Below are 12,560 nucleotides of genomic sequence, written 5' to 3' on the forward strand. Positions count from 1 at the left end.
ATGATGCTTAAAAAAAACACCTTAATCTTTTTCATTCTCTTATTTTGTGGTTCATTTAACGTAATTTCCCAAAACACGTTAAATTTCACTGTAAAAAATGCCGAAAATCGAACGCCTGTTTCTTTTGCAAACATTGTTTTTGGTGATACGCAACAAGGTACGGTGTCGGATATTAATGGAGATTTTATCATCCCTCATTCAACTGAGACCAAAATTATCAGAATCAGCTCTCTGGGCTATGCTCCACTGACCATCAATACCGACACATTGCAGAACGGTCAAACCGTTCTGCTAAAACCTGTTAACATTGAACTGGATCAGGTTACCATTCTTCCGGGAGAAAATCCGGCATTGAGAATCATCCGAAACACAGTTGATAACAGGGATATCAACAATCCTGATAACAAAACGCCGTACAGCTGCATCATTTACCATAAAATGACTTTCGGGATGGAGATTCCCGATACACTGATAACCACCAACGAAGAAACCCGCCGGCTTTGGGAATTTAATCGCGTCAACGACATCCTGCTCATTGAATCAGTTTCGGAACGAAAACACATTCCACCATCAAGAACCAACGAAAGAGTAATATCGGGCAGAGTAAGTGGGTTCCAACAGCCGACTATGGCCGTTCTGCCAAGTCAGCTTCAACCCTTTACTTTTTACAATAACTACATAAGACTACTTGATACCGACCTACTGAATCCGGTCTCAACTCAAGGCCTAAGAGCCTATCTGTTTCTAATTGAAGACACGCTGATTCAAAGCAATGGCGACACCATTTTTTACATCTCGTTTGAACCCCGTAAGGGTTCAAACATAAGAGGAATGACCGGCTCTCTTCACATACATGAACCTACCTGGGGCATACAAACCGTTTCGGCAACGGCTGATGAAAATCAGTTGCTTTATGAGCTTTCAATACGCCAAAACTATAAGTTGCATAATAACAATCATTGGTTTCCGGAACAGTTGGAGACTAAAATAACCATGCGAGAAACGGCTTTAGGTCAAGCATTTCCGTTTCCGGTAACTGGAGAAGGACGAAGCATGGTAACTGCCGTAAATCTAAACCCTGAATTCACTTCAAGGGATTTCAGCAATCTTTACCTCATAGATGAATCGGGAAGACCGGGCGCGCAACCTATTGATATGCACCGATATCAGCCTCTGACAGCAAGAGATTCAGCAACCTATCATCTTCTTGACAGTCTGGGCAGGGCTCACAATTTTGACAGGTTTATCAATCTCCAGAGAAATTTGATGGAGGGCTTCATTCCTATTGGATATGTTAACCTTGACGTATCCAAGTTAATAAATTACAACAGGTACGAGGGGTTGATTGCCGGAATTGGGCTTCAAACCAGCGACCGACTCTCTCCTTATGTTAGTACCGGAGGTTTTTACACCCGAAGTTTTAAGTCGCGTGATGATAATTTTGGCGCAAATTTGCGTTTCCGGTTCAACCGGATGCACGAGCAGTCGTGGAAAATATCTGCAGAAAAGAGTTTGGCTCCAACCGGTAATTTCAGCTTTTTGGATGGATACGAGCTAACTTCTTCGGAACGTTATAAAAACATAGCCATAGAAACTGCCGACCCCTCACGGCAAATAAACACGGCTTTTACAAGCCGTGTTTTCAGTCGATTAAAAGCACAGTTGGCATATCAATACAAAGAAGTTACTCCGGTGATGCATTACCCATACATGCTGACCGAAGAAATCGTTCCTGAGTTCACAACGCACGAAAGCAGTCTCCGACTGAAATGGCAACCTCGCATAAAACTGGCGTACACAGGATTTGGACTGACATCAACCGGAGGCGAAATGCCTTCGATTTGGGTCAACTTTGCAACAGGCCAAGGGGATTCATCCGATGAGTCCATCTCATATATGAAAACTGAAACGCAGTTCGAGCATCATTTTCGCATAACGCCAGTGGTCAAAGGGCATCTTCGATTAACGGGAGCACATTTGTGGGGAGACCATACGCCAACGCATCTTTACAGTGCTTTTGGAACCTACAATAGCGGCTTGAGTATTGAATCACGATACTCTTTCGCCACCATGGCTCCCAACGAATTTGCAGCCAACACCTTCGGACTTGCTTTTCTCGGTGCTACGATTCCAACCCGTATAAATAGGTCGGGAAGTTTTAAACCCGAAATCACGCTCTCTACTTCTGCAGGTTGGAGTGAGGTTGCATCAAAGTATTCAGAAACAGTTTCCACTTTCAATAAAGGATATTTTGAAAGTGGAATCTATTTCGGAAATTTGTTTCGTCAGATGGTTTTGAAATATGGTGTAGGCATCCATTATAGATATGGGTCATACCGAAACCACAAAGAAATTAACAACTGGAGTTTTACCATTGGAGCTGAAATCGGATTTTAATATCCTTACCTGGATTCCTCCTGTCCATCTGCATATTTGGCAAATCGACCTGCATCTCTGGCATGAACATTATCGTATCTATTCCATGGCCAACCGCCAAACTGTGTTTTTCTATAGTCGGAAAAAGCCTTTTGTATTTCAGGTGCCGTATTCATAACAAAAGGTCCGTGCTGAACCACCGGTTCATTAATTGGCATTCCTTGCAGCAATAATAAATATGCATCAGCATTTCCATTTTTAATTACCACCGGCTGGTCTGCCAGTAAGTCTATTGAATTATAAACCTTTACATCAATGCCGGCAATATTTATTTCTGACCCCTTGTAAAAATATAGCGACCTGTTTACTTCCAACGAAGCTGTTGGCAAAGTCCATTGGCTTCCGGCTTCCATTTTAATCAGCCAAATACCAACTTCATTACCGGGGTCGGCAGCCCATGAATCAGGTGCAGGTGAAGGTGCTTCCACTTTCCCTATTTTACCGGAAATTAAAGTCACTTCAATGGCTTTCCCATTTTCATCCTTTTCTATATGCAGCGGAATATCCTCAGCCCAAATCATTTTATAGTGTGGCTCGGCAAATTTACTCTTTTGTGGTAAATTGAGCCAAACCTGAAAAAGCTCCAGGGGGTTTGGTTTATCTTTATGGATTAATGGAAACATTTCAGAATGTTGTAATCCTGCACCGGCTGTCATCCACTGCACATCTCCCTCACCATAGCGCCCCGAAGCACCGTGAGAGTCGGAATGGTCAACATACCCGGTAAGAACGATGGTGACTGTTTCGAACCCTCTGTGTGGATGTGCCGGGAAACCGGGAACCCTCTCACCATGATACATTCGCCAACCATCCTTTGACGTAAAATCCTGCCCCAGGTTTCGGCCCTCCAATGAAGCATCCGGTCCAAATTCCTCATTTCCTTTGGGATAATCATCATCATGATGAACACAAAAAAGAAATGGGTCCTGAGTTTCCCATTTAAAACCTAATGGTTTGATGTCGGTGATTAGTTTGTTGTACATAGTGATTTCATTTTTTCGTTAGATTATAAAACTATCTATCGGGGCTCAATACTGAGCTTCATAATTATAAAGGTAATTCTTATCAAAGGAAATTCCATGTTATAAGACTATCCCTTTTCAGCCAAATCATTCATCATTTTTATGATGCGATGAACTTTTACGTCATCGCTTTTGGCTTCCAGAATATGGTCTAAATATGATTGTTTCTCATTTTTAGAAAGACGTAAATAGTTTTCATAAGTACTCGCGGGTTCGTATTGGAAACAATTAAGAATTTCATCGGGGGTAACCACATCATTGGAATGAATTTCCAATTCCAGAGAAACCGTTTCCCCTGCTTCCTTTTGTATTTCTTTTCTGATTTTTGCATTCACAGGTAAAAAAAGACGGCCATTCCCCATGGGTAATAATTTCCGGTTTTCAAACCGGAAATCATCTATCCGTCCCGAAATCTCTACTTCGCCAAACCAGGCGTGTTTATCTGGCTCTACTTCAGGAACCTCCAAATAAGTCCACCCTCCCTTTCCGGAAAACTTTTGTAACAAGTAGGTTCCGCTTACCTTACGTATACTTGACATTAAACTCACAATTAAATAGTCTTTATCAGAAAACGCCAAATACTGCGTTATTCTCGGTTTTGAAACAGTCATTTACAAAAAGTAAACTCCTTGGTTTTAAAACCTTCGAAAGCCTTGTCTTTGACGCTTTAGCTACGCTGATTTTCAATTCTTAAAAAAGACTGAAAAACTTGTTGTTTTCTTAGTGACACTAAATACCATCATTCGACACTTGAACTATAAAAATAGGCTTCTTAAATTTGTCTGTTTTCCCATTTCAGTATATTCCGTATAAAAATGGAGTCGATTCTCGAAATTTGAAACGTTCCATTTGTACTGACAGAGGACGAAACGAAAGTTATAAATAAATAAGATAAAAAAGAAGGAATCAGCAGAGCAACCATTCTCAAAATCCTGCATCATATACCCCAATGTAAATGTTAAATAAATGAATAAAATACCTCTGGCCATAGAAACCGAAAATATCACACGCTATTTTAAAGATGTTAAAGCGGTAAACGGCATCTCCTTAAAAATAGAAACAGGGGGAGTTTACGGTATCCTTGGACCCAACGGAGCTGGTAAAACTACACTTATCAGAATGTTGGCTACATTGCTAAATCCTACCTCCGGAAGTGGAAAAGTGATGGGGTACGACATTGTTACGGAGAAAGAAACCATACGTCGTTTGGTAAGTCTTACAGGCCAGTTTGCCTCGGTTGATGAAGACCTGACCGGACTTGAGAATCTTTTGCTTCTGGCAAAACTCCTAGGATACAGCGGGAAAAACGCTAAAAAAAGAGCATTGGAGTTGTTGAGCGGCTTCGGACTTACGGATGCGGCCAAACGGCAGGTCAAAACATACTCTGGCGGAATGCGCAGACGCCTGGATATTGCAGCAAGTATTGTGGTTCGTCCGGCATTGATATTCCTGGACGAGCCAACCACCGGACTTGACCCCCGAAGCCGCAATCAGGTTTGGGACATTATTCGTTCGCTGGTTGCAGATGGAACCACCGTGCTGCTGACCACTCAGTATCTTGATGAAGCCGACCAGCTGGCGGGAAAAATTGCCGTAATAGACCATGGCAAAGTCATCGCTGAAGGCACGCCATCTCAGCTAAAAGCGTCAGTTGGCTCAAATGTATTGAGATTGCACATTAATGATGCCTCTGAGGTTGAAAAAGCACACCACATCATCGCTCATAACATGAACCTCGATGTACAAACCAATTCAGACCCTTATTTACTAACAATACAAACAGAAAACGTATCGGCTGCGACCAGTCTGATAACTGAAATTACGTCTGCAGGCATTGAGATATCCAGATTCTCGCTCGGACAACCAAGTCTCGATGAAGTATTTCTTGCCTTAACCGGTAAATCGGTTGAGGAGGAAAATGTAGATTAGTCCATCATCAACAATGACACAAAATGACCAACAATCATCAAACAGAAAACATACAGATGCTTCTTGCTCATGGAGCACGTCCCAAACCCATAAATGCGATAACGGCATCACTCATTTTTGGCTGGCGTGCACTGCTTAAAATCAAACATGTACCAGAACAACTGTTCGATGTTACTGCATTCCCCATCATGTTTACTTTGTTGTTTACATACATGTTTGGAGGCGCCATTGCAGGTTCCACCGAAGAGTATCTTCAATATCTTTTACCCGGCATTTTAGCACAAACCGTGGTGATGATAACGATGTACACGGGTGTGGCAGTCAATAATGATATCAGGAAAGGAGTTTTTGACCGCTTCCGTTCACTGCCTGTGTGGCAACCATCGGTATTGGTAGGCGCACTTCTTGGCGATGCAGCCCGGTATACCATTTCATCTTCCATCGTCATTGGTTTGGGGATGATACTTGGGTTTAAACCCGAAGGCGGATTCATTGGTGTTTTTTTCGCTGTTGCGCTATTGCTGGTATTTTCATTCAGCCTTTCATGGATATGGACATCCATCGGTTTTATCGCCCGCTCGCAGGAATCACTGTTTTTCCTGAGTTTCGTTGTACTATTCCCATTGACATTCGCCAGCAACATTTTTGTCGACCCCGAAACCATGCCCTCATGGCTCGAAGCATTTGTCAATGTAAACCCTGTAACCTGGCTTGTAACGGCCATGCGCGGATTGATTCATGGCGTTCCAGATGTTGAAAGTATAGGAATCGTCCTCATCATTTCGGCCACTTTAGTGGGAATATTTGGCCCTATAACCATGTTCTTATTCAGAAATAAAAAGTAGAATGACTATTCCAATATTTCCGGAAACTTCCTTGTAGCATGTTTGATAATCCACATGGTATGTGGATTATCTGTTTTTGACCATTGTCTTATTAAATTTTTGGTTGGTGATGGATTCACTTTAATATAATCAGTAAGATGATTGGCTACCGATTTCTTTACAAATTTCACAGGGTCTTCTTTCAGCATTTCCAGAATTTGAAAAACCGGTTCCGGTTTTTCAATAAATACGTCCAATTTTGGTGCCCAGGGTAACTTTGGCCTGAGTCCTTCTGAGGCCAACCTTCGCAAATGAAAGTTATCTGAAAGTGCCCATTGTTTTATTCTTTTCAAAGACTCCTCAGGATATTTTCTAATAAATGGACGTATGGCGTACTCTCCTGTATTGCGCTTTGTAATTTCTTCTATGGCATCCAATGACAAATCCAGATGATTCAGTCCATATTTCTCAACAAATTTTCCGATTGGCAATATCCAGTAAAAATTTGTGAACATCCCCGTTTCGTTAGGATTTTCTTCCTCAAGAATCTGCATCAGAACAGAAATGGCCTCCGGGTATCCCATCGGAAGAGATTTCTTTAACTCATCGGCTAATAAATCAACCCTTTGTGTGTAAGTTTTGTCAACACATTTCTGCTCAATGATTTTGACAAATTCTGCACTCTTAAACTCCGGATAAACTTTCAAAAGTTTATCCGACAAAATCCCGGCAAGATTTCCTCCAAATTTGTCGGTAATACTATAATCGGTTGGCATAACTCAGTCTTTAACCATTTGTATTAAAATCATTTATTCAACATTAAAGTTTTTGGTTTGTTCACAAGCTTTCTTGTAACGCCGGGAACGGGAACTTTTAATCCGGCCTTAACGTTAATCGGTCACCTTAATAATTTATATCTTTGATAGGTGAAATATTAATATCTAAACATCATGACATTAAAACATTTCGCCAACATCATAGTCATATTTATATTTTCGATTTCCTGTGCAGCACAATCGACCCCTCATTATGATTTTATTGTGGCACAGGACAATACTGGCGATTTCACATCCATACAGGAAGCCATAAATGTAACCAAGGCCTTTCCGGATGAACCCGTCACCATTTTTATAAAAAATGGCGTTTACAAAGAGAAAGTAAGAGTATACTCCTGGAATACGAAGCTCACCCTAATGGGAGAATCAACAGAAAACACCATCATCACTTACGATGATTATTTCGATAAAATAAACCTAGGACGCAACAGCACGTTTCATACCTACACACTTAAGGTAGAAGCCAATGATTTTACGGCCAAAAACCTGACCATTGAAAACAGTGCCGGCCCTGTTGGACAAGCCGTTGCCCTGCATGTTGAAGGCGACCGTTGTTCATTCATCAATTGCCGTTTTCTTGGCCATCAGGACACTGTATATTCGGCCGGAGAAGGGAGGCGTCACTATTTCTATCAATGTTACATTGATGGAACCACCGATTTTATTTTTGGTGAAGGAACAGCTGTTTTTCAAGATTGCCAGATACATAGCAAAAGTAATTCATACATCACTGCGGCCAGCACCCCTGAAAACATACCCTACGGGTTTGTTTTCATCGATTGCAATCTCACTGCCGAAGAGGATGTGGACAAAGTATTTCTAGGGCGTCCGTGGCGAGATTATGCCCGCACGGTATTTATGAATTGTGAACTTGGTAGCCATATTCGCCCCGAAGGTTGGTCAAACTGGTCGGGAACCAACCGCGACGAATCAGCTTTTTATGCAGAATATGGCAATACCGGACCAGGAGCAAACACCTCCAATAGAGCTAGCTGGGCTATGCAACTGACCGAGGAGGAAGCAAAACACTACACAATCGAAAATATTTTCAGGTTTGGAATTGGTGAGTGGTTATTTGATTAATGGAAGTATTCAAAAAAGAAGAATTAACCAAAGTGAACACAAAGAGCACTATGCTTTACAAATATAACATTGTGAACTTAGTGAAATACTTTGTGAACATTGTGGTTAACCAAGTGTCTAAATCACCCCCATCTTTTTCATTAAAAAAGAAGCATTCAACTTTTTACTCACTCCATTTTTCAACTTATAATCAAATACCAGCTCGTCGCCACTTAATTCAACTTCAAAGCAATGATTCATTACAACCGAAGGATATTTTTGTTCTAACTCTCCAATCATCAAATCGTGAGTTGCAATGACCACCACTGCGTTAAGCCCCATCATTTTTTCGAGTAACCCAATAGAGCCCGCCTGTTTGTCCTTGGTATTGGTACCTCGCAGTATTTCATCTAAAACCACCAATGTTTTCGGATTAGACTGAACATGGTCAATGATTTCCCTAATGCGGGTTAGTTCGGCATAAAAGTAAGATGCCTTATGTGAAAGAGAATCCCGGATATTGATGCTCGACAAAATATCGCACGGAGTGAACCGCATTGAACGAGCCAATGCCGGAGCGCCATTCATGGCAAGAATTAAATTAACAGCCAGCGTACGTAAAAAAGTACTCTTACCAGCCATGTTTGCACCTGTAACTACCAGAATGCGAGGCTGTCCCTGCATATCCAAATCATTACAAACTCTTTCTTCATGAGGAATTAACGGATGACCAAGTGCTTTAGCATTAATGCTAAATTCGCCAGTCGCTATTTCAGGGAAAACAACGTGTTCCTGATTATTGAAGTCAAAGCGCGCAAACCCAATCATGGCATCAAAAGTGTTCAATGATTCCAACCATCGGGGAACCAATTCCCGATGCTTCTCCTTCCATTTTTCAAGACGATACAATATTTGCAAATCAAACAAAGAAAGAAGATTTAATATTGAGGCAGCTATCATATTGTGCCTATAATCGAAACGCTCAAGTAGTCTGAAAAATATTTTTAAGGAGAATGATGCTCCTTTTTTAGGATTCCATAACAACTTTTCTTTTTGATGCTTCAGGAATGAAGCATCAAAATCTTCATTTTCTATCTGTATGAGCAAACGCTCATACAGTCTGAATATGGAAGCACTTTTACCAAGACTATTGTGTGCAATCTGAACTTGTTTTGATTTCCGGGTTGATAACCACCATCCAATTCCAACCAGCAACCACAAGGAAGATGCAGGTAATACTGAGAAAATAGTTAAACCCACCCACACCAACAGACCAGCAGGATAGAGTCCCAATAACCATCTGAGTTTCTTTACCCCTGACTCAGGCTCATTAAGCCATTTTATCAACTTCTGTTGTTCATCTCCAACCTCCTTATTAAGCAGTCCAAAAGCTTGAAAATTCTCCAGAAACTCACTCTTCATTGATAATTCCCTGACTGCTTGTTGTCTTTGCAAAATCTCCTCCTCTTTCTTCGACCAATGACAAAGCCATTCGCCCAACTTTCTTCGTCCTTCCTTGGTAATTGTGCGGTTGAGGTACTGAAACAGCGAATGAGAACCAAACAAATCAAAATCTCCTGCCAAATGGGGATTTATCGAAGATAAATCCTCTCCCTCATCCATATCGGCAAAATCATATGATAAAACTCTAAGCTCTCGTTGATTTACGAGCAACCTGTTCGACAACAATTTCTGTTGCTTAACCAACTTCAAATCAACCACAACAGCTCTCAAAAATATCAGCAAAGAAATAATAGACAATACGACTAACCAAGCGGCCTCAGGACGAGTAGTAAACAATACAAGAGAAGTCAAAAACATCAGAAAAAAACCGATGCGTGCAAAGAAGAGAAACTTAAACCGTCGTTTGAGTTTTTCTGTTTCCTTTTCTAACAGAATTATTCGGGATTTATAATAGCTCATTGAAGATTGCGTCATCGGTATTTCCTTTTAAAAAGATGTGTGATAATCTTAAGAGAATGCTTACTGAAATCACACTCTTAAAATATGTCTGTACAAAAATAAAAAAAGTTGCTCCCTGCAATGCAGAGAACAACTTTTTTCTGATATGATAAGTTTTTTCTAAAAGAAAAAACTTGCTAAAAACAGAACTGCTAAAACGTACAATTCGATATCTGCATGGTTACCCAAATAACAGAGAATATACAACAGATTGAACAATCGTCCGTCCAGAATAATTAGTCAGACCAAAACGGCAAACCATAAGGTAAAAGAAGCCTTTCGTCAAAAGACATAATCCTTTGTGTAACTCAAACATTATTTAAAACGTATCTCATTTATCAAATTAATTTTTACAAACAAAACACGAATATCTAATTAGCTACTTTTTTAATCAATACGATGAAAAAAACCTCACTACTATTCTTGCTTGCCTTATCCATCATGGGCTTTGAACCAGTTTATTCCCAAGAACAACTAAATCATCCTTCACGGTTTCATAAATCCGAAGACGGAAAATTGTATGTAAATCGTAATCAGCCAATGTATCTATATTTAAGCTCTTCCCCTGTGGTTGGAGGCGAAATGGAAAGACTTGAAAGTGAAAGTTCAGCAAGATATGCGAACCCATTTTATTTTGATTCGGATGGGTACAATTCCATTCGCACCCCATGGCGCGTTGATACAATTACTAAGCAGGTAGTTTATCCACTGGAAGATGTAATATTTGAAGTATATGCAGATGGAACCCCACCAAAGACAAATGTTACATTCAACAATGCACGAAAATTTACGCATGAAGGCAAAACATATTATGGAAGTGGACTGACTATTGATTTATCTGCTACTGATGCAACATCGGGAGTAGATCAAACTCTTTTTAGTTTAAATAGTGAAGACTACAGAACTTATAATGGCCCGGTATCTATAAATGATGAGGGTGAATATTATTTACGGTTTTACAGTGTTGATAATGTGGGGAATATTGAAGAGGTGTCAGTTCACCATTTTTTCGTGGACACAACTCCTCCAGTTGGGAACTGGACATTGGAGGGTGATGTTTATCAAAACACGGCATCGGCAAACTCAAAAATCATTATTCTTGGCACTGATAACTTATCAGGAATTAAAGAAATTCGTTATCAGATAAACGACAATCCCATCAGAAAATACAGTGATGGAATAAGTTTGAGTGACCTCCCATCAAACAACTATACTTTAAATTATTGGATTGAAGACAATGTTGGTAACATCTTTGAAGGTTCCGACGGCAATGTTGAAGTGGTTCAAACATTCACCGTAGATCGCAGTCCTCCAAAAACTTTTGCCTCCATTATTGGCGATCACCATCAGGGCGACATCCTCTATTTATCAGATAGAAGTAAAATCGAACTTGATGCAAATGATACCATTTCAGGGGTTCGAAATATTATCTTCGGATTCAACAACAGTAGAATTCTTAATGAGATATATCTGGATCCAATCAGTCCTCTAAGCTCAAATGGAAATCAAACAATATATTTTCAGGCATTCGATATGGTGGCCAACAGATCTGTCGTTGAAGAGTTTTCATTTTATCTGGATATTGAACCCCCACTCACTTACATAGATTTCTCCGGGCCTCAGTTCTTCACCAGAGATACGCTGTTTATTAACAAAAACACTTCAATTAATTTAATATCGAAAGACAACGCCTCAGGAGTTCAGTCTACAGAGTATAAAGTAAACGGTGCCGATTTTGTGAAAGGCAATCAATTTCAGCTTAAAAATAGCGGAATTCACTCCATTGAATTCAGATCTACAGATATGGTAAATAATCAGGAGCAAACAAAGAAAAGTCTTGTTTATGTTGATAATGAACCTCCTGAGATCCATGTAAATTTCAGCATTCAGGCTATTGGAGAAGAATTAATAGATAATGATTTGCTAAAAATTTATCCTCCATATGTCCGAATGTATATTGGGGCAACAGATAAACATTGTGGAACAGAGAATATTTATTTCTCTATAAATGGAGGAGAGAGAATAAAATATGAAGGCATAAATTCTCCAGCAGCCAGAGAATTATTTACTGAAGAGATGATTTATCATGTTTTGGTATACGCCAACGATAAACTTGGCAATGAAACCACAAAAGAGATTCGATTTAAGATCAGCAATTAATGGGAGTTCTTTCACCACATAAGGCATATAAGATTTTAACCACAATGGGCACAATGTTATCACAATGAACGCGATGAATATAGTGGGCTTCGTGTACTATTTTAGGCTTAAATCTATAGTACAGACAGGGCATGCCCTGTCTCAACCTATATCAACGCAAAAAAGCCGATTCATTGCTGAATCGGCTTTCTTATCTAAGGTCGGCGGCGACCTACTCTCCCACTTTTACGCAGTACCATCGGCGCTGCAGGGCTTAACTTCTCTGTTCGGAATGGGAAGAGGTGGAACCCCTGCGCTATAACCACCTGAATATCTTTGACAAATTGACC

The 12,560-nt window shown here is 40.3% G+C and carries 9 protein-coding genes and 1 rRNA gene; 5 read left to right on the forward strand and 5 right to left on the reverse strand.

The genetic code is table 11. The annotated features are described in order from the left end of the window. Positions 1–2,397, forward strand: coding sequence for a DUF5686 family protein (locus B5X70_RS14165; protein ID WP_079558560.1), 2,397 nt, complete (start codon positions 1–3; stop codon positions 2,395–2,397). Positions 2,398–2,402: 5 nt separating this feature from the next. On the opposite strand, the gene B5X70_RS14170 is transcribed toward B5X70_RS14165, so the two are convergent. Together B5X70_RS14170 and B5X70_RS14175 are read right to left on the reverse strand one after the other, a co-directional pair. Further along, positions 2,403–3,419: a pirin family protein gene (locus B5X70_RS14170; RefSeq protein ID WP_079558561.1), complete on the reverse strand. Its 1,017-nt coding sequence runs from the start codon at positions 3,417–3,419 to the stop codon at positions 2,403–2,405. Between the two features lie 107 nt (positions 3,420–3,526). Then, positions 3,527–3,997, reverse strand: coding sequence for a DUF1905 domain-containing protein (locus B5X70_RS14175; RefSeq protein ID WP_159450010.1), 471 nt, complete (start codon positions 3,995–3,997; stop codon positions 3,527–3,529). A gap of 427 nt (positions 3,998–4,424) precedes the next feature. Between B5X70_RS14175 and B5X70_RS14180 the strand changes: the two genes are divergently transcribed. Continuing rightward, positions 4,425–5,387, forward strand: a complete 963-nt coding sequence (locus B5X70_RS14180; RefSeq protein WP_079558563.1) for an ATP-binding cassette domain-containing protein — start codon at positions 4,425–4,427, stop codon at positions 5,385–5,387. A gap of 23 nt (positions 5,388–5,410) precedes the next feature. Beyond that, complete coding sequence (locus tag B5X70_RS14185; RefSeq protein ID WP_079558564.1) at positions 5,411–6,232, forward strand: ABC transporter permease; 822 nt, start codon at positions 5,411–5,413, stop codon at positions 6,230–6,232. 5 nt (positions 6,233–6,237) lie between these two features. Here B5X70_RS14185 and B5X70_RS14190 read toward each other — a convergent pair whose 3' ends face one another. Next, entirely contained in the window at positions 6,238–6,987 is a 750-nt protein-coding gene (locus tag B5X70_RS14190) for a DNA alkylation repair protein (RefSeq protein ID WP_079558565.1), read from the reverse strand. A gap of 174 nt (positions 6,988–7,161) precedes the next feature. Here B5X70_RS14190 and B5X70_RS14195 point away from each other — a divergent pair, with 174 nt between their 5' ends. Continuing rightward, positions 7,162–8,130 carry a pectinesterase family protein gene (locus B5X70_RS14195; protein ID WP_079558566.1) on the forward strand — a complete coding sequence of 323 codons (969 nt, stop codon included), beginning with the start codon at positions 7,162–7,164 and terminating at the stop codon, positions 8,128–8,130. Positions 8,131–8,247: 117 nt separating this feature from the next. Here B5X70_RS14195 and B5X70_RS14200 read toward each other — a convergent pair whose 3' ends face one another. Beyond that, complete coding sequence (locus B5X70_RS14200; protein WP_079558567.1) at positions 8,248–10,047, reverse strand: MutS-related protein; 1,800 nt, start codon at positions 10,045–10,047, stop codon at positions 8,248–8,250. Between the two features lie 423 nt (positions 10,048–10,470). Between B5X70_RS14200 and B5X70_RS14205 the strand changes: the two genes are divergently transcribed. Continuing rightward, on the forward strand, positions 10,471–12,231 hold the full coding sequence (locus B5X70_RS14205) for an OmpL47-type beta-barrel domain-containing protein (protein WP_079558568.1): 1,761 nt from the start codon (positions 10,471–10,473) through the stop codon (positions 12,229–12,231). A 198-nt stretch (positions 12,232–12,429) separates the two neighbouring features. Here the strand turns inward: B5X70_RS14205 and rrf are convergent. Further along, positions 12,430–12,540, reverse strand: a 5S ribosomal RNA gene (gene rrf, locus B5X70_RS14210). Positions 12,541–12,560 lie beyond the last annotated feature (20 nt).

It is taken from the genome of Alkalitalea saponilacus, from assembly GCF_900168165.1.
Lineage (GTDB): Bacteria > Bacteroidota > Bacteroidia > Bacteroidales > Marinilabiliaceae > Natronoflexus > Natronoflexus saponilacus.